Source organism: Streptomyces sp. NPDC091412 (assembly GCF_044756885.1).
Lineage (GTDB): Bacteria > Actinomycetota > Actinomycetes > Streptomycetales > Streptomycetaceae > Streptomyces.
This window is the reverse complement of record NZ_JBIVTV010000022.1, coordinates 87,545-110,129: the sequence shown is the minus strand read 5'-3', so window position 1 is coordinate 110,129 and position 22,585 is coordinate 87,545. Positions and strand designations below refer to the sequence as shown.

Annotated in this window: 21 protein-coding genes and 6 pseudogenes; 14 read left to right on the top strand and 13 right to left on the bottom strand. The window is 69.0% G+C overall.

Going from position 1 to position 22,585, the window contains the following annotated elements:
- Positions 1-267 precede the first annotated feature (267 nt).
- Positions 268-1,122 carry a class I SAM-dependent methyltransferase gene (locus ACIQMV_RS34100; protein ID WP_402597062.1) on the top strand — a complete coding sequence of 285 codons (855 nt, stop codon included), beginning with the start codon at positions 268-270 and terminating at the stop codon, positions 1,120-1,122.
- A 261-nt stretch (positions 1,123-1,383) separates the two neighbouring features.
- Positions 1,384-1,536 (top strand): annotated as a pseudogene (locus ACIQMV_RS34095) (transposase); the annotation flags it as partial.
- Positions 1,537-1,599: 63 nt separating this feature from the next.
- Here ACIQMV_RS34095 and ACIQMV_RS34090 read toward each other — a convergent pair.
- Positions 1,600-2,283, bottom strand: a pseudogene (locus ACIQMV_RS34090) (major capsid protein); the annotation flags it as partial.
- A gap of 13 nt (positions 2,284-2,296) precedes the next feature.
- Positions 2,297-2,512 carry a hypothetical protein gene (locus ACIQMV_RS34085; protein ID WP_402597061.1) on the bottom strand — a complete coding sequence of 72 codons (216 nt, stop codon included), beginning with the start codon at positions 2,510-2,512 and terminating at the stop codon, positions 2,297-2,299.
- 229 nt (positions 2,513-2,741) lie between these two features.
- Here ACIQMV_RS34085 and ACIQMV_RS34080 point away from each other — a divergent pair, with 229 nt between their 5' ends.
- Entirely contained in the window at positions 2,742-3,716 is a 975-nt protein-coding gene (locus ACIQMV_RS34080; RefSeq protein WP_402597060.1) for an NADP-dependent oxidoreductase, read from the top strand.
- A 104-nt stretch (positions 3,717-3,820) separates the two neighbouring features.
- Positions 3,821-4,033: pseudogene (locus ACIQMV_RS34075) on the top strand (transposase family protein); the annotation flags it as partial.
- Positions 4,034-4,210: 177 nt separating this feature from the next.
- On the opposite strand, the gene ACIQMV_RS34070 reads toward ACIQMV_RS34075, so the two are convergent.
- Entirely contained in the window at positions 4,211-5,350 is a 1,140-nt protein-coding gene (locus tag ACIQMV_RS34070; RefSeq protein ID WP_402597059.1) for a hypothetical protein, read from the bottom strand.
- 23 nt (positions 5,351-5,373) lie between these two features.
- Positions 5,374-6,128 (bottom strand): annotated as a pseudogene (locus ACIQMV_RS34065) (IS5 family transposase); the annotation flags it as partial.
- A gap of 202 nt (positions 6,129-6,330) precedes the next feature.
- Between ACIQMV_RS34065 and ACIQMV_RS34060 the strand changes: the two are divergent.
- Positions 6,331-7,077 carry a phosphotransferase family protein gene (locus ACIQMV_RS34060; RefSeq protein WP_402597058.1) on the top strand — a complete coding sequence of 249 codons (747 nt, stop codon included), beginning with the start codon at positions 6,331-6,333 and terminating at the stop codon, positions 7,075-7,077.
- 74 nt (positions 7,078-7,151) lie between these two features.
- Here ACIQMV_RS34060 and ACIQMV_RS34055 read toward each other — a convergent pair whose 3' ends face one another.
- The 7 genes and pseudogenes from ACIQMV_RS34055 to ACIQMV_RS34025 all read right to left on the bottom strand — a co-directional run.
- Entirely contained in the window at positions 7,152-7,952 is an 801-nt protein-coding gene (locus ACIQMV_RS34055; protein ID WP_402597069.1) for an IS5 family transposase, read from the bottom strand.
- Between the two features lie 173 nt (positions 7,953-8,125).
- Positions 8,126-8,764, bottom strand: coding sequence for a class I SAM-dependent methyltransferase (locus ACIQMV_RS34050; RefSeq protein ID WP_402597057.1), 639 nt, complete (start codon positions 8,762-8,764; stop codon positions 8,126-8,128).
- 115 nt (positions 8,765-8,879) lie between these two features.
- Positions 8,880-9,368 carry a hypothetical protein gene (locus ACIQMV_RS34045; RefSeq protein WP_402597056.1) on the bottom strand — a complete coding sequence of 163 codons (489 nt, stop codon included), beginning with the start codon at positions 9,366-9,368 and terminating at the stop codon, positions 8,880-8,882.
- A gap of 346 nt (positions 9,369-9,714) precedes the next feature.
- Positions 9,715-10,155: a hypothetical protein gene (locus tag ACIQMV_RS34040; RefSeq protein WP_402597055.1), complete on the bottom strand. Its 441-nt coding sequence runs from the start codon at positions 10,153-10,155 to the stop codon at positions 9,715-9,717.
- Positions 10,156-10,469: 314 nt separating this feature from the next.
- A complete protein-coding gene (locus ACIQMV_RS34035) occupies positions 10,470-10,985 on the bottom strand; it encodes a hypothetical protein (protein ID WP_402597054.1) in 516 nt (171 codons plus the stop codon).
- A 318-nt stretch (positions 10,986-11,303) separates the two neighbouring features.
- Positions 11,304-11,576 carry a hypothetical protein gene (locus tag ACIQMV_RS34030; protein WP_402597053.1) on the bottom strand — a complete coding sequence of 91 codons (273 nt, stop codon included), beginning with the start codon at positions 11,574-11,576 and terminating at the stop codon, positions 11,304-11,306.
- Between the two features lie 313 nt (positions 11,577-11,889).
- Positions 11,890-12,450: pseudogene (locus ACIQMV_RS34025) on the bottom strand (transposase); the annotation flags it as partial.
- A 302-nt stretch (positions 12,451-12,752) separates the two neighbouring features.
- Here ACIQMV_RS34025 and ACIQMV_RS34020 point away from each other — a divergent pair.
- The 8 genes from ACIQMV_RS34020 to ACIQMV_RS33985 all read left to right on the top strand — a co-directional run bounded on the left by ACIQMV_RS34020 (position 12,753) and on the right by ACIQMV_RS33985 (position 21,244).
- Complete coding sequence (locus tag ACIQMV_RS34020) at positions 12,753-13,361, top strand: helix-turn-helix domain-containing protein (protein WP_402597052.1); 609 nt, start codon at positions 12,753-12,755, stop codon at positions 13,359-13,361.
- 100 nt (positions 13,362-13,461) lie between these two features.
- Positions 13,462-14,763, top strand: coding sequence for an MFS transporter (locus ACIQMV_RS34015; RefSeq protein ID WP_402597051.1), 1,302 nt, complete (start codon positions 13,462-13,464; stop codon positions 14,761-14,763).
- Between the two features lie 11 nt (positions 14,764-14,774).
- Positions 14,775-16,130 (top strand): FAD-dependent oxidoreductase, encoded by a 1,356-nt coding sequence (locus tag ACIQMV_RS34010; protein WP_402597050.1) that lies wholly within the window; start codon positions 14,775-14,777, stop codon positions 16,128-16,130.
- Positions 16,127-17,317, top strand: coding sequence for a CaiB/BaiF CoA transferase family protein (locus ACIQMV_RS34005; protein ID WP_402597049.1), 1,191 nt, complete (start codon positions 16,127-16,129; stop codon positions 17,315-17,317). Before ACIQMV_RS34010 ends, ACIQMV_RS34005 begins: the two co-directional genes overlap by 4 nt.
- Positions 17,314-18,099 (top strand): enoyl-CoA hydratase-related protein, encoded by a 786-nt coding sequence (locus tag ACIQMV_RS34000; protein WP_401782863.1) that lies wholly within the window; start codon positions 17,314-17,316, stop codon positions 18,097-18,099. The genes ACIQMV_RS34005 and ACIQMV_RS34000 overlap by 4 nt, the downstream gene beginning before the upstream one ends.
- 13 nt (positions 18,100-18,112) lie before the next feature.
- A complete protein-coding gene (locus ACIQMV_RS33995) occupies positions 18,113-19,006 on the top strand; it encodes a dihydrodipicolinate synthase family protein (RefSeq protein WP_402597048.1) in 894 nt (297 codons plus the stop codon).
- Positions 19,006-19,779, top strand: a complete 774-nt coding sequence (locus tag ACIQMV_RS33990) for an SDR family oxidoreductase (RefSeq protein ID WP_402597047.1) — start codon at positions 19,006-19,008, stop codon at positions 19,777-19,779. The genes ACIQMV_RS33995 and ACIQMV_RS33990 overlap by 1 nt, the downstream gene beginning before the upstream one ends.
- Positions 19,780-19,807: 28 nt before the next feature.
- Entirely contained in the window at positions 19,808-21,244 is a 1,437-nt protein-coding gene (locus tag ACIQMV_RS33985) for an aldehyde dehydrogenase family protein (RefSeq protein WP_402597046.1), read from the top strand.
- A 90-nt stretch (positions 21,245-21,334) separates the two neighbouring features.
- On the opposite strand, the pseudogene ACIQMV_RS33980 reads toward ACIQMV_RS33985, so the two are convergent.
- A pseudogene (locus tag ACIQMV_RS33980) lies at positions 21,335-21,493 on the bottom strand (ISNCY family transposase); the annotation flags it as partial.
- Positions 21,494-21,703: 210 nt separating this feature from the next.
- Between ACIQMV_RS33980 and ACIQMV_RS33975 the strand changes: the two are divergent.
- Positions 21,704-21,931 carry a hypothetical protein gene (locus ACIQMV_RS33975; protein ID WP_402597045.1) on the top strand — a complete coding sequence of 76 codons (228 nt, stop codon included), beginning with the start codon at positions 21,704-21,706 and terminating at the stop codon, positions 21,929-21,931.
- A 184-nt stretch (positions 21,932-22,115) separates the two neighbouring features.
- Here the strand turns inward: ACIQMV_RS33975 and ACIQMV_RS33970 are convergent, their stop codons facing one another.
- Positions 22,116-22,415 carry an SH3 domain-containing protein gene (locus ACIQMV_RS33970; RefSeq protein ID WP_402597044.1) on the bottom strand — a complete coding sequence of 100 codons (300 nt, stop codon included), beginning with the start codon at positions 22,413-22,415 and terminating at the stop codon, positions 22,116-22,118.
- Positions 22,416-22,585 lie beyond the last annotated feature (170 nt).

Sequence of the window (22,585 nt, the reverse complement as noted above, 5' to 3'; positions counted from 1 at the left end):
GGCAGGCGCAAGCCGTCTCCAGCCCCAGCCGTCACCCCACCGGGCCCATAAGAGCCGATCAACCCGGCAGCCTCTTCAGCACCCCACCATCACGCCGAAGTAAAGCGGTGATAGCAGGGTGTTCCAGATGAAAACGACCTCTCAGTGCGTGTTTCTAATCTGCTCAGGCTGCGGCATCACAGGATGCCCAGGAAGTCAGAGGCGCCGCTGCCCGCGTGTCTCATACCATCGGCCCGCACCGACCCGTCGAGTATCACCGAGGACTTTGTGAATCACTCCGATCTCCGCGCCAAGGCCCCCTCGCTCGCGGCCGGCATGGCCGCCGCCGATCACAGCCCGGACATCCAGCTGTCCCAGACTCACCACCGCGCCGCGCTCGTGGCGAGTTGGCACATCGCACCAGGTTCAACCATTCTCGAACTGGGCTGCGGCCAGGGCGACATGACCGCCGTCCTTGCAGAGGCGGTTGGGCCCAAAGGGCGCGTGGTGGCCATTGACGTGGCCGAACCCTCCTATGGGGCGCCGGTCACTCTCGGAGAATCGGCAGCCCGGCTCGCGGCGGGCCCTCTCGGGCCGCGCATCGACTTCCGCTTCGGCACCGACGTCCTCAACCCATCAGTCGACTTCCCCGAAAGTACCTTCGACCACGTGGTGCTCGCACATTGCTCCTGGTACTTCACATCGCTCGGACAACTGCGAGACACACTGGCCCGGGTACGGCCGTGGGCGCGGCGGCTATGGTTCACCGAGTGGGACTTGACGCCTGCATCTGGCGACCAACTGGCCCATCTCCTCGCCGTGCTGATCCAGGGGCAGACCGAGGCCGCAGGATCGCATGGCCAGGGCAACGTCCGCACACCTTTCTCCCGTGAGGGCCTGCTGCGGCTCCTGCCTGAGGCCGGCTGGACAGCCGACGACAGCAGGTCGGTCGATACCGAAGAGCTTCAGGACGGTGACTGGGAAATCGCTGCTTGCCTCGACCTGGCCGGAACGGAGGAGCGTCTGGCCGCGCTGCCCGAGCCGGTGCGACAGCTCGTCCTGAGCCAGGCCGACGTTCTCCGGGCCATCGCCAAGCCGCGCGGCAACCGCGCGCTCGCCGCCTATTCAGTCACCGCGTGCTGACATACGGCCCCAGCGGTTGGCCGGTCAAAGTTCCCTACGTTGTTGACCGGGACAGGGCGAGCCCCTCGTATGGTTCTCCCACCCAGGAGCGTCGGGTGTGGCTTTCAAAGTTCTGCCGCTTGTGGCTTCCACTGATTGGCCGCCCGACGCTCCACGACGACTCGGCTGCCAATTAGGAATTGCGAATGATCGCTCCGTAGGGAATCGACAGCGAGGTCGTCCGTCGGGAGGAACCTGCAGCACACCGTACGGAGGCACAACGTGGCCGCGATCTGGGCCGGCATCGACGCAGGCAAGACCCACCACCACTGCGTCGCGATCGACGAGAGCGGCCGCCGGCTGCTGTCGCGCCGCGTCGCCAACGACGAGACCGAAGTGCTCGAACTCCTCGCCGATGTCCTGGCCCTGGGCGATCGGCGGCAGGCTGTAGTTGCCGCGCACCACGTCGACCTGCTGCGGCGTCAGCGTCGCCGTCGGCGTCGTCGACGGGTTCACCGACCCGTAGTAGGCCGCCCTGTACGCGTTGTTGCCGCCCAGGTAGGAATACACGCGCCGCGAGGTGAAGACACCCTCGGGCGTGGGCGCGCCGATGGAGTCGAGGTAGTCGATCCAGCGCAGCTCGTCCGCGATCATGTCCGCCGTCGGATCCGACCACAGCTTCGGCGCGGTCGGCATGTTCGCCGCCGGGACACCGTAGTCGACCTCCTGGGTGAGCCCATTCTCGCCCTGCAGGGAGAACTTGCCGTCCACGAGGACGTCGCCGGCGGCCAGCTCCAGACGGCTGTTGACCGCCTCCACGTGCCGCTCCACATCGTCGTACAGCAGCTGCTCCAGGCGGGAGGCGTCCGCGCCCCGGGCAGCCTCCTGCAGCAGCAACTCGACTTCGCCGACCATCAGCTTCTGGCCGAGGGACGGCAGCATGCCCTGCGTGGACGTCTGCCACGCCTGCCGGTCCGCGAACGGCACGGAGGCGTCGAACGCCCGGTACTTCGCGGCATGTACGTAACGGCCCGTCTGCTTGATCCGCCACATGTCGTCCTGCACGGACACCTTGGCGAACACGGTCTGCGTGAGCAGGAAGTCGGCCGGGGTGGGGATGTAGCGGGCGAACGTCGTCAGGTCCGCGACGCTGATGTCCTTGATCAGGTCCTGAACACTCATCGACAGCGCCTCCTTACGCGAACCGGATCTGGCAGCTGGCGGACGGGGCGACCGTGACGACGGGCACCGGGAGCTTCGCGGTGCGCACCGGGCCGTGCCACAGCAGCGCGGCCGGGACCTTCGTCTGCGCCGGCCCGAACAGCACCTCGGCGAACACGAACCCGGCGAGGTTCTGGCGGCCGTCAGTGGCGTCGGTCCCAAAGGCCGTGCCGAGCAGGGATGGGAGCACCGACAGATCTGCTCGTGGACGGAGACCGACGACGGTTTGACCGAGGGTTACCGCGCCGGCGGGACGCACGGGTCCGTCGAGCGAATTTGGTTCGTCCAGGCCACCGCTGAGGCTGTGCCGCTGGCTTCCCTGCCGCCGGCACAGCGCTGCCACTGATGCGCGTGGCGACCGACGCTGCGTCAGCACGGCAGTGCACACTCGGGTGGAGTCCATTCTTCCCGGAGGCGTCATGCCGCAGTCGGAGCCAGCTGATGCACGGATGCGGGCCTGCGGGGTGGCCGAAATGTCCGGTCCGGTCCAGTCGCTACGGCTGCCCAGGCCCCAGTCACCCGGGCCAGGCGAGATCTTGCTCGAGGTCCTGGCCGCCGGGGTCGGCCCCTGGGACCGGCTGCTTGCCTCCGGTAGATGGGACGTGGGCCTGCGCTTTCCGGCGGCCCTCGGGGTGGAGGGCGCAGGTCGTGTCGTCGCCGTGGGGCCGGATGTCACGACCCCTGCCGTGGGTGACCTGGTGCTGGCCCACAGTGCTCCGCTGCCCGGTCACAGCGGCTTGTGGGCCGAGCAGGTGCTGCTGCGAGCCGCGGACGCGGCACCTCTGCCCGAAGGCCTGGCCCCGGCGCGGGCGGCGGCCCTCCCCGTCAATGGCCTGACCGCCCGTCAGGCTTTGGACTGGCTTGACCTGTCCAGCGGCATGCACCTGCTGGTGACGAACGGAGCGGGAGTGACCGGGGCCCTCGTCCTGCAACTCGCGGTCGCGGCCGGAGTCCATGTGACGGCGACGGCGTCCCCCCGCTCCTTTGACCGGCTGCGCCGCCTGGGCGCGACAGACGTCATCGACTACCGCCGCCCCACCTGGCCGCGCGAGGTCGGGCGCGTCTTCGACGCGGCGCTCGCCGCAGCCCCCGGAACGGCCGCCACCGCAGGGGAACTTGTCCGCCCGGGTGGCCGACTGTGCTCCATCACCTCGGACGCCCCGCCCGCGAGCGTTGAACTCGCTTCGGTCGATCTCTACGTCCGTCCGGACGCAGAGACTCTCGCTGTCCTCGCCAGCCAGCTCCGCGACGGCGTACTCGACCTACCCACGGAGCTACTTCCCCTTGATGAGGGCCCCGTCGCCTTCGACCGGTCCTCGAGGGGCCTCACCGGCGGAACCAAGCTCGTGCTCCGCGTCACCGGCCCGGCTTCCTCGGACACCATGCCAGCGTAGAAGCCCAGCGACTCATTGCTGGGACTTCGAACGGGTACTGACGGTTTCAACAGCTCGATGGACAACGCGCCTGTCGGCGCACCCCTCGGTGGGAGGATCACCACGTGTCCGGTGTGATCACGGCGTCGGAGCCTTCCTGGATAGCCCCATTCACCGGGCTGAGCTCTCGCTGCTTTGGCAAGTTGGTGACCGCACTGCGCCGTGCGGGCGCCGAGGAAGTACGCCGGGGTCGGCCGTGGAGCCTGCCCTTCGAGGATCGGGTACTGCTCGTTGCGGTCTATTGGCGCACGAACCTGACGCTACGCCAGCTGGCTCCTGGGTGCGAAGCTCCGAATCCATCCGAACACGTGTAGTGGCCACAGGGGGTCAGCGAACAGGCGACTGCATGGTCGGCCTGGAAGCTGCGCCAGACCGCTGCGGCCAGCGCGAGGACGCGCTGCGCTACGCGCACGGCAACGCCCTTGAGTCAGCCGCGGAGCGAAGACTGTCCGCATTCAGCCATCGCTGCTGGAGTTGCCCTGCGCGCTGGTGCCCGGCTCGACGAGCGGCACCGTGGGCACCGGGTCGGCCTCGGCCAGGCCCAGGTATTCGCGCACGGCCCCGTTGTCGCCGGTGGCGTCGGCAAGCCGGGCGGCCTGGTCGAAGGCCCGCTTCTGGATGCGTTCGATCTCCTTGGCGACGTCGTCGATGGGGTACCCGGCCTCCTGCAGCATCCGCACTGCCGTCTCCAGGGAGAACACGCCTCCCACGTAGCCCGCCGTGACGTCCTTGAGGACGGAGGCGCGGTCGGTGGGCATGTGGGCCCCCCACACCAGGCGTGCGGGCAGCGACTCGCCGGCGGGCCACACCTGCCCGGCCTGGTGCAGGCGCTGCACCATGCGCAGCAGCAGCTGGTACTTGTGGTTTCGGGCCAGGCGCATCGCGCCGACAAGGGAGTCCAGCGGGCTCAAAGCGAGCTGCAGCGCGTACCCGGACGGCACCTTCGCCGGGTCGAGGCTACCGAGCCCGGCTGTGGTGAGGCGCGTGTTGGATGCGAGCCGGTCCATCAGGTGGTCGATGCGCTCGCGGAGCTCGGCGAGCTGCGCCGAGGTGTCGAGGGTGTCCATGCGCCCCTGGTCGGACAGCTGCCACACCGAACCGGCCTCCACCCGTACGGGCATCGGCTGCCCGGTGGAGCGGTCGATGGGCAAGCGTGCCCCGGCGAGAGCGATGATCGGCGTGCCGGTGGTCGCCGACGCGGACGCGCTGTCGGTGGCGGCCAGCTCGTCGAGCAGCTGCAGCACGGTCGCCAGGGTGGACTTGCTCCAGTGCTCGCCGACATCCGGGATCGAGTTCGGGATGTGCACCACAGGGATGAAGTCCGCCATGAGGTCGAGGCGGTCGAGGACCTGCCCGTCGGAGCGCACCCGGTAACTCGCCTTGTCCGGCGGCAGGGAGAACACATCGTGGGCGCTCCCCAGGTCCTCCAGCAGCCATTCGGCGTCCGTGAGGTAGCAGGTGATGCCGGACGGCTTGTCCGGCGCCCACGGGTAGACGCGGGTCACCGTGCCGTTCGCGTCGAGGGTGTCGCCGGCGGTGAGCACCGGTTCGCCGTCGCCGCCGACGACCAGCTCGCGTACGCTGCGCCCGTCCACGGCGCCCGGCCGGGTCGCCCAGCGTTGCGGGGCTTGTACTGCTCCTTGTCGAAGCCGACAGGGCGACCGCCTCTGCTGCCACGGCGCCGACGATTGGCTCTCTGGTCCTTCGGCTCGGGAATGGTGTGCTTGATCCGGCGTCTGCGCAGGTAGCGGCGGTTACTGCGGGACGAGTACGCCTTGTCTGCGCTGAGTAGATCCGGGGTGGTGCGCGGCCGCCCCTCTCCAGTGCGGGGCACGCGGATACGTTCGAGGACCGGGATCATCTGTGGTGCATCGCCCCACTGACCCGGAGTGACCAGCAGGGCGAGTGGTCTGCACCCACCGTCGCTCGCGAGGTGGATCTTGCTCGTCAGCCCGCCCCGGGACCTTCCGAGTCCCTCGTCGGGGCGGTGCTGCCGAGGGGTTGACCTTTTTTCGGTGTCCGCGGAGTCTTCCTGCGGGCGCCGGCGGCGTGCTGGTGGGCACGGCCGGACGTCGTGTCGACGCCCACCATGCTCCAGTCGATCCGGTCCTCGGCATCGGCGTCGGCTTGGACGGCCTGGAGTATCCGCTCCCAGGTGCCGTCGGCGGACCAGCGGCGGTGCCGTTCGTAGACCGTCTTCCACCCGCCGAACCTCTCCGGCAAGTCTCGCCACGGGACCCCCGTCCGCTCACGAAACAAGATCCCGTTGATCACCCTCCGGTGGCCGACCCAGCGCCCACCACGCCGCCCGCCCACAGGCAGATGAGGTTCCAGACGGCGCCACTCGTCGTTCGTCAGATCACCACGGCCCACGACCAACTACACGGCCACGGCGACAGGAACACTCATGATCCCCCGGACACCCCTTAGGACTCCTAACAAAAGTGGTGGGCTTGACCTGGTCAGAGGTCGGTGTCGTGCACGAGGCCGCTGGGTAGCGGGACGCGGCCGGCCGCGCAATCGCACGCGATAAACCCGGCGACGCCGGCGATCATCCCCGGGATACTGGTCGCCCATGGATGAGGTCAAAGTCGTCGTCGCCCATTCCGAGCGCGCGACTCTGCGCGTCGGCGACGTGTTCCTGAAGGTGGACGCCGATCAGGCGCGCATCGATGTCGAGGTCGAGACGATGTCCCTCGCGCCGGTCCCGACCCCGGAGGTCCTGTGGCGCAAGCCGTCCGTGCTCGCGATCGCCGCACTCCCGGGGACGACGCTTGGGCGCCTCGGTGGGCCGTCGACCGGGTCGCCGGCGGCGTGGGCCGCGGCGGGCGCCGCCATCCGGAAGCTGCACGAAGCGCCGCTGCCGTCTCGGCCGGGCCAGGCTGGCCGGAGCATCGTCGCGCTGGCGGCGGAACTCGACGACGAGTGCGAGTTGCTCGTGACGAACGGCGTCCTGCCCGCCGACCTGGTCACCCGCAACCGCCAGGTCGCCGAGGCCGCGCTCCGGCCGTGGACTCCGGCGTTCACGCACGGCGACCTGCAGATCGCGCACGTCTTCGTCGACGGCGACGAGGTCACGGGCATCATCGACTGGTCCGAGGCGGGCCAGGGTGATGCCCTGTACGACCTCGCCACCTTCACGCTCGGACACGAGGAGCGCCTCGGCGACGTCATCGCCGGCTATGGCACCGACGTCGACCTCGACGTGATCCGCGCGTGGTGGTCGTTGCGAAGCCTGCTGGCGGTTCGCTGGCTGGTCGAGCATGGCTTCGACCCGTTCGCGCCGGGCTGTGAGGTCGACGTGCTGAGATCCCGGATGTGAGGCTGCGCGGGCCCGACTGCTGCGAGTGCGTTCTGACGCATGGAGCAGGCCATCTCCTGGCGCATTGCCTGCCCTTACTCTCGACAAAGTGCGGTGCGGAGTCGTCGCCAGCAGATGACGGCGCAGCCGAGGGTGACGAACGCGTGGTGGAGGTCGTCGCGGATCTCCCAGCGGGTGCGCAGGCGGCGGAACCAGTGCAGCAGCGCGATCGTTCCTTCCACGACCCAGCGGTACATGCCCAGGCCGGAGCCGTGCCCGGTGCCGCGCCGGGCGATGTGCGGGGTGATCTGGAACCGGCGGACCTTGTCCCGGTAGACCTCGTGGTCATAGCCGCGGTCGGCGTACAGGTGCTTGGGGCGGCGCAGTGGCTGGCCGCGCTTGCCTCGGATCGGTGGGACGGCCTGGATCAGCGGGATCAGTTGGGTGACGTCGTTGCGGTTGCCGCCGGTGGTGATTGCCGCGAGCGGGATGCCGTGCGCCTCGACGATCAGGTGGTGCTTGCTGCCGGCCTTGCCCCGGTCCACCGGGGACGGACCGGTGGCCGGCCCACCCTTCATCGCGCGGATGTGGCTGGAGTCGACCGTTGCGCGGGAGAAGTCCAGCAGGTCTGCGGCCCGCAGCTCGGAGAGCAGCCGCTCGTGCAGGTGCTGGCAGACCCCGGCCTCGTTCCAGTCCCGCAGCCGTCGCCAGCAGGTCATCCCCGAGCCGAAGCCCAGCTCCTGGGGCAGATACTCCCAGCGGATCCCGGTGTACAGCACGAACAGGATCCCGCACAGCACCTTGCGACTATCCAGACGCTTACGACCTGGACGCCGCGGATTACGCGGGACGACCGGCAGCAGCGGCTCGATGCGCGCCCACAATCCGTCGTCGATCTCCCACGGTCTGGCAGCGGTCTTCCTCGTCTCGACTGGCTCGCACCCCCTTCGGCCAGCATCAACGAGAACTGACACACCGTCATTCTGAGAGGTCCAGAAACCTCCTTTTGTTAGGAGTCGTTAGGGCCTGCCCGGCGAGGGGATGCCTTCACGTCTCGGCGCGGCGGAACTTACGGTTTGTGGGTTACCCAGAGCAGTTCCGCCGGCCAGCGGTGTGCCCAGTCGGGTGGGTCGGTTTCGTTGTAGCCGTTGGGTGTTCCGAGTTCGGGCCGCGGCTCGATGAGGTCGTCGATGATGAGACCCGCGCCGCGCAGGACCTTGACCCAGTCGCCGTAGGTGAGCTGATAGCTGGTCGCGCCGTCGTCTTCGGCGATGGTGTTCAGCCCGAAGTAGTCCTGCTGCAGCGTCGTGGTCACGCGGCTGGCGGCTTCGTCGTAGCAAGCTTCGAACCATGGGCTGGCGACGTTGAACACCAGGCGCCCGCCTCGGCCCAAGACGCGTGCGGCCTGCGGGACGGCCAGGTGCGGGGGCGCCCAGCTGAGCCCACCGAAGTCGCAGAACACCAGGTCGAAGCTGTCGGCGGCGAAGGGGAGTTGTTCGGCGGCGCCTTGCACCAGCGGGTAGCGGGCCGCTCCCATCGCGTGGGCCGCTGCGGCGAGTTGGGCTTCGGACAGGTCGAGCCCGACCACGGTGGCGCCCTCGGCGGCGAGCGCCCTGGACCACTGGCCGGCGCCGCAGCCGAGTTCGAGGACGCGTTTGCCGGTGACGTCGCCCAGGGCGTGCAGGTGCGCGTCGGGGATGGAGTACATGCCCCACAGCCGGGGTGTGGCGCCGATTTGCGGGTCGTGCTCGTGCTGGTAGGCGCTGCTGAGTGGGTCGACGGCGGACGGGATGGGAGCTGGGGTAGGTGTGTGGTTGAGCTGGTCAGGCGAGGGACAACCGGATCCGGCCGATGGCGCGCAGAACCTCATTCCTGTTCTTCGCACTCTTGATCCAGGTTGGTAGCCGCGCGACGAGCGTCATCTTCTTTACTTGCGCATCCCATGGGGCTCGCTCACGCAAGGGTGCCTGTACGAACTTCCGGATCAGCTCCGGGTGTTCCGGGTTGTAGGCCCACAGCCAGCCGTGTCGCATCTCTGCCTGCAACCACAACGGCAGACCGAAGTAGGGGTCTGTCGCTTCGCCTCGCTCCCGGAAGAGGCGGAACCCTCCCCCAGCAACATCTCGCGACAGACCGCACGCCCTACAGACGAGACGGCGGCGCGTGAACACCGAGGGAACCGCGTCCTCAGCCGCCGGTGCCACCGGGGAAACGTGTGCAATCCCAGCGCACTTCGGGCAGCGCACGAGCACATGATCAATGAAGTGGTACTTCGTGTGCTGGGCATCCCGGAACCGCTGTGGCGAGAGCATGACGCCAGTATGCGATCCCTCTGCCTGCCCATGCTCATGCACCCAACAACCGTGCCCCTTCCGTGCCCGATCAGGCGGGGAAGCGCGGGGAACCACGGTCGCTCGCGGCGAGGAGGAACGAGGAGAGCCCCCGACCGAACCAGCTGGTCAGAGGCTCTCCACCACTGCGGTGAGTGTGGGATTTGAACCCACGGTGACTCGCGCCACGAGGGTTTTCAAGGCTGTTCATCCTGCTCCCCGCTTGTTGGTGCGGCAACACCTCATCATGACGCACAGCAAACGGGATTTATACGGTTGGCAGTTCGCTCACCTGCGCAGTCGAGAAGGCGACCGGCAGTTGATTTAGTCACTGATCGCAGGAAACCTCAATCAACCATTCCGGCGTATAGCACTTGGCGAACGACCACTTCCGGTCCGAGTAGCGGTCGTCCGTACTGTCGGTGTACACCTCAAGCCTGCCTTGCGCCGTCAAACGGTAGTACTCGCGAATCGGATCGCCCTCGACAGTAAGATAAGTGACCTTCAGTTCTGCGCTCTTACTGCTCTTGAGTGATTCCCGGAGGCAGGCGATTTCACGCGCCGCCTTCTTCTTTATTTCTTCGCCCTGGTCCAAGCTCACGTCCCCACAACTTGAAAACTCAGTTCTAGACGCCCAACGTTCCTTGACCGGATCGTCCAACATGCCACAACCGCCAGCCAGCAAGGACGTAGCCGCTACTGCGACGAGCCACGGGCGGGCCGAAACAGCCGCCACGCAGCGATGACGGGCGTTGCTCTGACCTGTCACGCCGTACCCCCCTCCTGGCTGTTGGACGCGGCTCTGGATAAACCGGTTCCCACGACGCTTCCCGCAGCCGTCAGTGATCGCACGCGCGTACTGTGCCAGCCGCCAAGGCCTGCATCTGGCGGCGTGATGATCTCGTGACGTCACCGCTTCTGCGTGCCACGCCGGAGCGGCTGCACCGCGGTGAGCATCGTGCCCCGACCTGCCTGACATCAACGACGGCGCACGCCCCCGGTCCCCCCGCAACTCGCCCTGCTCTCGCAGCCTCTACCGCGGCGCGCGGTGAGGCTCCGTTGATCGAACTCCTCATGCGGTGCTCATCCCGGTATGACGGAACGGAGCCAATCGGCGAGCGTGGAGAAGTCAGCGTCCACGAGGCCCTTGGCCGGGTTGACGCGATGAAGCAGTGACGGTCCAGGGTGGCTGGCGTCGACCCACAGGCGGTCCATGGCGCTGATCTCGTCGTCGACCCGGATGAACGGCCGGCCGTCGGCCCACTCGACGAGGGTGCGGGTCTTCCAGTGGAGGCCACGCGGGCCTTCATCGGCACTGGGGGGCCACTCCACCACGGGCAGCCTCGGCAGTCCGATGCGTGGGGAGACGACCTCGTTCGCCTCTTCCATCCAGGTCGTTGCCCATACGAGACAGCAGCCCAGTGCCGTGAGACGCGATCCGAGCCCAGGGGTGAGCCGCTTCAGCAATGGGTTTCCCTGATCGGGAGACGCCGAGGAGTCGGGGGCAGCTGTCTGTGGGTGACCGGATGCCGATCCGAACGGGATGAGTGGGCCGTCGATGTCAAGGAAGAGGAGGGGACGCTCCATCGTGCTTGTCACGGCGGCACGATAGCCCGGCGCGGCAAGGGGGGTGCCCCTATCTGTTTCGTCAACCGGTCGGGGCTGGTGGTCTCGGGTTTCGTGGCACGTACGGCAAAGGGGCAGCCAGCAAGCCGGCGGCCCCTTTGCGGGCGGTTCGACGTCGGTGGGAGAACGGCTACTCCATCTCGGCCACCCGCCACTTTCCGTCGATCTCGGAGAGAAGCAGCTCGGTGATGTCGAGAGGGTTGTCGCGGACACCGACGTGCCCGAAACTGTCCCCTCTTCCCCAGAATCTGGACCTGTAGGAGACCGCCAGCCGGTTGCGCTCGGCGTCGCTCAGGGGGCGATGAGGGCTTCAACGGCCTGCGGGCAACTGTCCTTGCCCTGGCCCGCGGCGAGTTCGGACTGTGCAATCCGGGTCATACGGGAGCAAACATCCGTACCTTCGCCCGAAGCGCGGGCCTTGAGGAATGCCTTGCCGGCGTCCTCCAGTGCTCCGAGGCGAGCGCTGTTGTCGCGGAGGTTGACGAAGAGCCCCAGCCCTACGACCGTGAGGAGCGCACCGATTGCCCAGAGGATCGACGCGCGTCCCTTTCCCTGCTCGTCCATGCCGGCCAATGTGCCTTCCCCCAGATGCCGAACGTGCGCGTTGCCGGAAGCTGACGGTCCGCCCTGGATTCCGGCAACCCTGGCTTTCGGTTTGCCTTGCTGGACGTTCCCATGTGGTTCCGCCGGCGGTCCGTCTCTCCGCCGCGCATGCAGGAAAACCTGTGACGTCAATGAGACTACGGGAGCAGCCTCGTGCGATCACTACTCGGTTCCGGCAGCGCTGCGACGCTTCAACTGCCGGTCATGCGAGTGGAGCGAGTTGTGGGCCCCTGCCTTCTCTCGTCAAGGGGTGGAATGGTTGATTCGCTGGAGTTCAGGCGGTTTGGGGGGCGGGTTGGGCCTCGAAGAAGGTGCCGTCGCGGAGCATGGCGAACAGCACGTCCACCCGGCGGCGGGCCAGACACATCAGGGCCTGTTTGTGGCGTTTGCCCTCGGCCTTCTTCCGTTCGTAGTAGGCCCTGGACACGGGGTCGGCCAGGGCCGCGAACGCGGACAGGAAGAAGGCCCGTTTGAGGTGCTTGTTGCCTCTGCGGGACGGGCTCTCGCTGCGGATCGAAGACCCGGATCTGCGGGTCACGGGGGCGAGCCCGGCGTAGGCGGCGAGGTGTCCGGCGGTGGGGAAGGCGGATCCGTCGCCGACGTCGATGAGGATCCTGGCTCCGGTCCTGACGCCGATCCCCGGCATCGACGTCAGGAGCCTGGAAAGAGGGTGGGCCTCCAGCAGTTCCTCGATGCTGGAGGCGAGTTGTCTGCGCTGGTCCAGCAGCGAGGACAGGTTCGCGGCGAGTCTGGGCACGATCACGGCGGCGGCGTCGGTGCCGGGCACCACCACGGTCTGTTCGTCCAGGGCGGTGAAGATGTCCGCGACCAACTTCCTCTATCCACCGGGACCTGGTGACCGGTGTTCTTCTGGCAGAGGTCCAGGCGACGGCACCGCGTGGCTCGTACGGGCCGCATGGGTTGGCCTGTGTCCGGAAGTCGGTGGTTGATGGTGTGTGAGGCGACCGCCGTCCGCAGTGGCGCCGCCGGTTGGCGCCTCAAGTGGTCCTGTAGTGCCAGCTCTCCACGTCGGGCGCCTGCCCGGCTTCAAAGAGATGAACATCAGGGGTTGTTTTCATCATCATGAAGGTCTTCAATATGTCGCAGGACAGCTTCCCCCAGGGACAGGTGGAGACCGTGGACGACACCGACGCACCGATGCCGGACGGCCGGCCGGACCTCGATGTGATGGTTGCCACGGTTGGCCTGCAGATCAAGGCCCTGCGTAAGCAGGCGGACCTGACCCTGGACGAGCTCAGCCGCCGCTCCGGCATCAGCACCGGACTGATCAGCCAGGTCGAGCGAGGGAAGGGCAACCCGTCCTTCGCCAGCCTGGTGCAGATCGCCCACGGTCTGGACGTGCCGATCGGACGGCTGTTGCACCTTGCCGATCAGGTCAGCCCGGTGGTCCGTGCCCACGAGCGCCGCAGCCTGGACTTCCACGGCTCGGGCGCGGAGAGCGGCGACCGTTTCGAACTGCTCACTCCATCGCTCAACGGCGCTCTGGAGGTCCTCTGGGTGGTCACCCAACCAGGCCACGACACTAGCGCTACCGCGTTCTGTCACAACGGCGAGGAGTTCGGCATCGTGCTTTCCGGTGTGAAGGACGTCTATCTCGACGGCGTCCGTCACCGGCTCGAAGCGGGTGACTCCATCACCTACTCGTCCAGCATTCCGCACTGGTACGTCAACCCCGGTGACGAGCCCGCCACCTCGATCTGGGTGATCACACCGCCCAGTTGGTAGGCGCAGGCCTCGCGCCGCCCCTTCCCCAACGCCCCGGCCTCAGGCCCGGGCGCCGGTACCGCACGGCCTCGTCCCGTGCGCTTCCCTACGAGGTGCCCCCATGGCATCACTCATCGGCAGAGCCCCTGTCGCCACCGGAAACTCCCTCTCCCACCGCCGCGCTCTGCTGGCCCTGGGCGGCGGAAACGCCGTCGAGTGGTACGACTGGATGGTCTACGGGCTACTGGCTTCCTACATCGGTCCGCTCTACTTCCCGTCCGGCAGTTCCGTCTCCGAGACCATGTCTGCGCTGGCCGTCTTCGCGGTCGGCTTCGCGGCCCGGCCGCTCGGCGCGATCATCTTCGGCACTCTGGCCGACCGCATAGGCCGACGCGCCATCATGCTCTTCTCCATCGGCTCGATGGTGCTCAGCAGCGTGGTCATCGCCCTGCTGCCCAGCCATGCGAGCATCGGCGTCTGGGCCGGCGTCATCCTGCTGGCCAGCCGCATCCTGCAGGGACTCTCCACCGGCATCGAGGCCCCGCTCAACTCCGCGTACATCGTGGAACTGGCACCCGAGGGCAGGACCGCCCGGTTCGGCAGCATCATCAGCATCTATGTGCAGGTCGGCATCGTCGGCGCTTCGCTGGTCTGCTTTTTGACCGCCTCGGTGGTCGCCCCTGACGCCATGGCCTCCTGGGGCTGGCGCATCCCGTTCGCGGTCGGCGCCGTCGGTGGCCTGATCTTCCTCTGGCTGCGCCGCGCCCTGCCGGAAACCCTGCACAGCGCGGATGGGAAGCAGTCCGAGCCGGCCCGGGTGGGCCAAGTCTGGGCCGAGGTCTGGCGGCACCGGCTGGCGCTCCTGGCGATCGTCTTCGTGGTGGCCGGCGCCCAGGCGCTCCAATACACCTGGACCACCGGACTGCCCAACCTGGCCCGCTCCGCCTACCACGAGAACCCGGACACCGTCTTCCTGGTCTCCACCCTCGCCGGGATCTGTGTCGCCGCGCTCTACCCGCTCGTCGGCCGGCTCGCCGACCGCAAGCGGATCTCCCGCACCTTCATCGCCTCCCGGCTCGCCGTGGTGCCGCTGATCTTCATCGTGCTCGCCTACCAGCGGCCCGGCATGGCGACGTTCACTGTGGTGATGCTGGTCGGCGCCCCGGTGCTCGCCTTCACCATGGGCCTGTACAACACCGTCGCCGCCACCTTGATGCCGACCAGTTGCCGGGTCACCGGCGTCGGTCTCGGCTACGCGATCGGCGTGGCCGGCTTCGGCGGCACCGCCCCCTATCTCCTGCTGTGGCTCCAGGACCTCGGCGCCGGCTGGGCGTTCCCCGTCTACGGCGCGGTCCTCTGCCTGCTCAGCGTCCTGCTCTACGTGCTTGTCTTCCGCCGCGGCGCCGTCCGCGTCGGGAACTGAAAGGAAGTCAGATGCCCCAGACCATCTCTCTTGATGCCATCGAGGCACCCGTGGTCCAGCGGTCCGACGTGATCGTGGTCGGCGGTGGACCGGCCGGAGTCAGCGCGGCCGTGGCCGCCGCCCGCACCGGGGCCAGCGTGACCCTGCTGGAGCGCTACTCGGCCCTCGGCGGCCTGGCTTCCGGCGGCATGGTCCTGGTCCTCGACGACATGATCAATGGGAACGAGATCACCGTCACCGGTATCGTCGACGAGTACGTCGAGCGGATGGCCAAGCTCGGCCTCGCCGTCTACCCGCCGGCCGAAGACCGCTACTCCTCGCCCGAGATGTGGGCCAAGTGGGGCCGCTGGGGCGCCTTCGACTTCCACTCCCACACCAACCCCAAGCCGATCTGCTACGCCGTCGCCTTCGATCCCGACGGCTGGAAGCGGGTCTCCAACGACCTGGTCCGCGAGAGCGGGGTCAATCTTCGACTGCACAGCTGGTTCTCCCGGCCTGTGGTCCAGGACGGCGCGGTCAAGGGCGTGGTCTGCGAGACCAAGTCCGGTCCGCAGGCGGTGATGGGCGACGTGGTGATCGACACCACCGGCGACATCGACGTGGCCTCCCGGGCCGGCGCCTCGTACGCCCAGGACAGCTACCTGGTCACCCTGGTCTTCCGGCTCGGAGGGGTGGACACCGCGGCCGCCGAGCGTTTCGAGCAGGAGAACCCGCGTGAGGCCCGGGCCATCAACCGCAAGATCAAGCGGATGCTGGGCGGCGCCTGGGAGTTGTGGTGGCTCAAGACGCCCGTTCCCGGCGTGGTCTGGTGCAACTGCCCGCACATGACCGGCTTCGACGGCACCGACCCGGTCTCGCTCACCGAGGCCGAGTTCGAGGCCCGGGCCCGGATCGGCGCCGTCCTCGACCACATCAAGTCCGACCTGCCCGGCTTCGAGAACGCCTATCTGCTCGACGTCGCCGAGCAGATGGGAGTCCGTCAGACCCGGCTGCTGCAGGGCGAGTACGTGGTCACCAAGGATGACGTCACCACTCGTCGCCACTTCGCCGACAGCGTCGCCCGCGGCCGCGACTACTACACCCCGTACCGCGCGCTGCTGCCGCGCGGCGTCGACCAGCTGCTGGTCGCCGGCCGGCACTACTCGGCCACCCCCGAGGCGCAGCGGATGTCCCGCGAGATCCCGCCCTGCATGGCCATGGGCCAGGCGGCCGGCATCGCCGCCGCCACCGCAGTGGAGCAGGACGTGCTGGTCCGGGACGTCGACCCGGCCGTCATCCAGCGCCGGATGCGCGAGCAGGGCGCCGACCCCGGTGACGTCCCCGCAGAGAACGCGACCGTCGACCAGCTCGAGGAGGCCGTGGCATGACCACCGCCGCACAGCCGCTGAGCGGCGTCACCGTCATCGACTTCACCCAAGTCTTCATGGGCCCGTCCTGCACCCAGATGCTGGGCGACTACGGCGCCGACGTGATCAAGGTGGAGCGGCCCGGCACCGGCGACATCTCCCGCACCTCGATCCCGGACCCGGCCGGCCTGGACAACCCCATCTTCCTGTCGATCAACCGCAACAAGCGGAGCATCTCCATCGACACCCGCACCGAGGAGGGCCGACAGGCCGTCCAGGAGCTGGTGCGCTCCGCCGACGTCGTGGTCAGCAACTTCCGGGCCGGCGTGATGGAGCGGCTCGGCCTCGGCTACGAGGCACTGCGCGCCGTCAACCCCAGGATCATCTGGGCCTCCGGCACCGGCTTCGGCACCGAGGGCCCGTACGCCCACAAAGGTGGGCAGGACGCCATCGCCCAGGCGTACAGCGGAGTGATGTGGCGCCGGGTCTCCGATGACGACCCCATCGCCCTCTACCCGACCACGCTCTGCGACTACACCACCGGAATGCACCTGCTCCAGGGCATCCTGCTGGCCCTGCTGCACCGCGACCGCACCGGCGACGGGCAAAAAGTCGAGGTGTCGATGTACGACTCGATGCTCCACATGCAGATGCAGGAGGCCTGCCAGCAGCTCAATCGCGGCTCCGAGATCAACTGGGCCGCGATGCCACTCACCGGGGTGTTCCCCACCACCGACGGCGCTCTGATCATGGTCGGCGGTTTCAAGGCCAACCCGCTGCACCACATCAGCCGCGCCCTGGAGCTCGACGAGGACCTGGGCGAGCGCCCCGAGTTCGCCACCCTGGACCTGCAGTTCGCGCACCGTCCCGAGCTGCAGCGGATCTTCGCCGAGGCGGTGGCCTGCAACACCACCGACTACTGGGTCAAGCGGCTCGAGGACGAGGACATCCTCTGCGCCCCGGTGCGCAGTCTGGAGCAGACCCTCGACGACGAGCAGACCGCGGTCAACAAGATGATCGTCGAGATGGACCACCCGGTCGCCGGCCGGTTCCGCACCCTCAACACGCCGCTCCACCTCTCCGCCGCCCCCGCCGAGGTCCGCCGGGTCCCGCCGCGGCTCGGCGAGCACGGCGCCGAGGTGCTCGGTGAACTCGGCTACACCGTCGAGCAGATCGAGCTGCTCCGCGAGAAGGGGGTGCTGCGATGACCGACGAGGTCCGCTACGTACGGGACGGGCACATCGCCCGGGTCACCATCGACCGCCCCGCCGTGCTCAACGCGGTGGACGTCAAGACCAACGCCCGGCTCAACGAGATCTGGGCCGACATCGAGGCCGACCCCCAGGTGCGGGTGGTCGTCGTCACCGGAGCCGGACAGCGGTCTTTTTGCGTGGGCGCCGACATGTCCGCCGACGCGGTGGACAAGACCGGCCTGGAGTACTGGGCCGGCCTGGACCCCAACGGCTTCGGCGGGCTGAGCCTGCGCACCACCCTGGACGTCCCGGTGATCGCCCGGGTCAACGGTTACGCGCTGGGCGGTGGCATGGAGATGGTCCTCGGCTGCGACATCGTCCTCGCCGCCGACCACGCTCAGTTCGGCCTCACCGAGCCCCGGGTCGGCCGGATCCCGCTGGACGGCGGCGTCTTCCAGCTGGTCCGCCGACTGCCGCACACCCAAGCCATGGGGCTGCTGCTAACCGGCCGCCGAGCCTCCGCAGCCGAGCTGCACCGCATGGGCCTGGTCAACGAGGTGGTCCCAGCCCAGCAGCTGGACGAGGCTGTCGACCGCTGGGTTGCCGACATCCTCGCCTGCGCCCCCACCTCGCTGCGCGCCATCAAGCAGATGGTCCAACGCGGGGGCGGGCTGTCCCCGCAGGACGCCCACAAGCTGCGCACCCCGGCGCTGATGGCGGCGCTGGACAGCGAGGACGCCAAGGAGGGCGTGCTCGCCTTCCAGCAGAAGCGGCCACCGCTCTGGCCCGGACAATGAGGGGAGTCCACTGATGCCCGAAAAGCTCGCCCCCGGAGTGTGGGGTGTACTCGCCACGCCCTTCCTCGGCTCCGCCTTGGAGGTGGACGAGCCCAGCCTGGTCCGGCTGGTGGAGCACTACGAGCGGATCGGTACCACCGGCCTGACCGTGCTCGGAGTCTTCGGCGAGGCCGCCCGGCTCTCCACCGAGGAGCGCCGCACGGTGCTGGAGGCGGTGACCGACACCGTCGACCTGCCGCTGGTCGTCGGGGTCACCGGACTGGCCACCGCACCGGTGCTGGAGGAGGCCCGGCTCGTCCGCGAGGTGGTCGGGGGCCGCCTCGCCGGCCTGATGGTGCAGGTCAACTCGCCCGATCCGCAGGTGGTCGCCGCCCACCTCAACGCGGTCCACGATGTCACCGGCGCCGGGATCGTCGTCCAGGACTACCCGGAGACCAGCCGGGTCGCCATCCGCACCGCCGACTTGGTCCGCGCCGTCCACGCGGTCCCCTCGGCGGTCGCGGTGAAGGCCGAGGCGCCGCCCACCCCGGCGGCCATCGCCCGGCTCACCGCCGAACTGGACATCCCGGTCTTCGGCGGCTTGGGCGGCCTGGGCCTGCTCGACGAACTGGCGGCCGGCGCCGCCGGAGCGATGACCGGCTTCTCCTGCCCCGAGGGCCTGATCGCCTGCGTCCAGGCCTGGCGAAGCGGCGGCCACGACGCGGCCCGGGAGGCTTACCTGCCGTACCTGCCACTGGTCAACTTCGAGGCACAGGCCGGGATCGGGCTGGCGCTGCGCAAGGAGGCCATCCGGCGCCGTGGCCTGATCATGGAGTCGGGGGTGCGGCCACCAGCCGCGCAGCTGCCCGAGGCCCTGGTCCCGCAGCTGGAACGGCACCTCGCCGCGCTGCCCAAGGAGGTGCACTGATGGACCTCGGCATCCGCGGCCGGGTCGCCGTGGTCGCCGCCTCCACCGGCGGCCTGGGCCGGGCGGTGGCCGAAACGCTGGCCGCCGAAGGCGCCTCGGTCGTAGTAGCCGGGCGGCGCGGCGGCCTCGCCAAGGAGATCGCCGCCGGGCTGCCGGACGCGATCGGCGTCCAGGTCGACCTCACCGTCCCGGACGGGCCGCAGGCGCTGGTCGAGGCGGCCCGCGAGGCCTACGGCGATCCCGACATCCTGGTCCTCAACGGACCCGGCCCACAGCCCGGCACCGCCGCCGGCCTGGACACCGGCGACCTCGCCGCAGCCGTGGACTCGCTGCTGCTGGCTCAGCAGCGGCTGGTGGCGCTGACCCTGCCGGCGATGCGCCAGCGCGGCTGGGGCCGCATCCTGGCCGTCGGCTCCAGCGGGATTGCCGAGCCGCTGCCCGGGCTGGTCCTGTCCAACGCCACACGGGCCGCCCTTGCCGCGTACCTGAAGACCCTCGCTGCCGAGGTGGCGGCCGACGGAGTCACCGTCAACCTGCTGCTGCCAGGCCGGATCGCCACCGATCGGGTGGCGGCACTGGACGCCGCGCGGGCCGAACGCGAACAGCGCCCCGTCGCCGAGGTCGAGGCCGCCTCGCAGGCTGCGATCCCCGCCGGACGGTACGGCACTCCCGCCGAGTTCGGCGCGGCAGCCGCCTTCCTCTGCGGCGCCCCCGCCTCATACGTCACCGGAACCGCGCTGCGCTGCGACGGCGGCCTGGTCCGCAGCCTGTGAACTCCCCACTCCCCAAGGAACCGTAGCCATGAGCACTGTGCAGATCCCCAACCTCATCGCCGGCGAGGAGGTCGCCGGCGACGGCCTCGAGCGGTACAACCCGGCGGACCCGGCCGAACTGGTCGCGGTGGCCCCGGCCTCCGGCGCCGAGGCCGTCGACGCGGCCGTGGCAGCCGCCGCCAAGGCCCAGCCGGGATGGGCGGCACTGCCCGCCCCGGCGCGCGGCGCGATCCTGCTGGACGCGGCCGAGATCCTGCGCGGCCGCCACGAGGAGGCCGCCCGCGACCTGGTCCGGGAGGAGGGCAAAACGCTGACCGAGGCCCGCGGCGAGGTCCGGCGGGCCATCGACGTACTGCGCTTCTTCGGCTCCGAGGGCTGGCGGCTCGGCGGGCAGGTGCTGCCCAGCTCGCTGCCAGACACCATGGTCCACACCCGCCGGGAGCCGGTCGGGGTCGTGGGGCTGATCACCCCGTGGAACTTCCCGATCGCCATCCCCGCCTGGAAGCTGGCACCGGCGCTGATCGGCGGCAACGCGGTGGTGCTCAAGCCCGCAGAGCTCACCCCGCTCTCCACCCGCCACCTCACCGAGGCCCTGGTCCGGGCCGGGCTGCCCGCCGGGGTGCTCAACGTGGTGCACGGCTCCGGCGCGGTGGTCGGCGAGGCCCTGGTCCGCGACCCCCGGGTGGCAGCGGTCTCCTTCACCGGCTCCACCCGGGTCGGCATGCACATCGAGCGCGTGGTGCAGGAGCGCCGCGGCCGGGTGCAGGTGGAGATGGGCGGCAAGAATGCTCTGGTGGTACTGGACGACGCCGACGTCGAACAGGCCGCGCGGATCGCCGCAGCAGGCGGCTTCGGCCTCACCGGCCAGGCCTGCACCGCCTCCTCCCGGGTCATCTGCACCCCGGGCGTGTACGACGAATTCGTCGCCGCGCTCGCCAAGGAGGCGGCCCGCTACCGCCCCGGCGATGGACTGGCCGACGGCACCCTGATGGGCCCGGTGGTGAGCGAGCAACAGCTCGCTACGGTCACCGCCGCCATCAAGCAGGCCAGAGCCGAGGGCGCGACCGTCGCCGCGGGCGGCGAGGACCCCGAGGGGCTGATGCTCGCCCCGACCGTACTCTCCGGCCTGGGCCAGCAGAGCACCGCGGCCCGCGAAGAGATCTTCGGCCCGGTCGTCGCGGTACTGTCCGCGGCGGACCTGGACGAAGCGATCAACCTGGTCAACGACTCCCGCTACGGCCTGGCCGCAGGCATCTGCACCCGCAGCCTGGCCGCCGCCCAGCGCTTCGCCGCGGCCGTCCGCGTAGGCGTGGTCAAGGTCAACCGCCCGACCACCGGCCTGGATCTCAACGTCCCGTTCGGCGGCGTCGGCGACTCCTCCAGTAACACCTTCCGCGAGCAGGGCGCGGTCGCGCTGGACTTCTACACCTGGTCCAAGTCGGTCTACCTCGGCTGGGAGAGCTAGCTACTTGCCCCTGAAAAAGGGGTTTGGGCTGGTGGCGGGGCCGGTGCTGCGGGACGGTGTTGTGTCGCTGGCCTGTCCGCGACATGCCTCTCATCGGCTGAGGACGGTCATCCGCTGGAGGTTGTAGGCGAAGATTCCCAGTCCGGCCCAGGTCTGGGCGCCAGCCAGGCGCCGCAGGCGCGTGCGACGGAAGCCGAAACCGCGCTTGAGGTGACTGATGCGGGCCTCGATGCTGTTGGAACTCCTCCATCCGCATGGCGCTCAGGCGCTTGTGATGCGGTTCGTCTTGGGCCCCTCAGCAAGAGAAGCAGCGCGCTCAGTCCTCCCCGGCCTGTGAAGGCTTCGTCGGGTGCAGGCAGTACACGCACTTGGACGCTGAGTCGACGCGCCCGTGCACCGTCGGCAGATGGCGTTCCCGTTGTGTGCCACGCTGTGGCGGTTATCAAAGGGGAGGATGAGATGACTGAGAAGCTGCTGACGCACAAGCAAGCGCTCGCCGCAGTGATCCAGGCGCTGGGCGGCATCTGGGACACGCAGCGCGCCGTACTGGCCCTGCGCGTTGCCGGGTACGAGCCGACAAGTGATGAGGCCGCGGGCAAGGAGGCCCGCCGCCACCTGCGCGACCTCGCCGATGACGGAGTGATCGTGAGGCCGGATCCGGACCAGGCCGTTTACCGGCTAGCGTGATCGGGTCTTCCAAGCCCCGCCTCTTTACTCGTGGGCGGCATTGGGGTCTGTCCGCAGTCGGAACGTACGGTCAACACTGGCCGCCCCGTGGGGAGGGGCGGACCAGGCCGTCCGATCGGACTTCGATACCCCGAGGGCCCAGCCCGTGACTGCAGTCACGGGCTGGGCCGGCTCGCCTTCAGGGTCAGAAACCGCACGGGTAGACGGAGCCCTCGTTGGGCAGCAGGGAGCTCTTCACCCACCCGTACGTCTTGTCGGTGCTGTTGTAGAGGTACGTCCAGGGGCCGCCTTCACCGTTCCCCGTGTAGCAGTAGAACTTAAGAGAGTCCTGGTTGTCGGCCCAGCCCGTAATACCGCAGGCCGTGCTGGAGCCGGTGCGCATGTTGGCGGCGACGCCCGCCTTCATCCTCAAGACGAGGCCGTCTCTGAGCACGCCCGCCTTGCCGCAGGGGGCGGCCGCCGACGCCGGTCCCGCGGTAGCCATGACCAGACCTGTTGGCCCGGCAAGTACCGCTACCGCCAGTGCTGCCACCTTCGCGCGGTGTGCTGCTCGCATGTTTCACCCTCCCCAATGAGCCCACGCGTCCTTGACGTAGGCATGGCAGAAGCATGTAAGGGCGATGTCTTGCCCGGAAGGACAGCTCCCAGCCATTC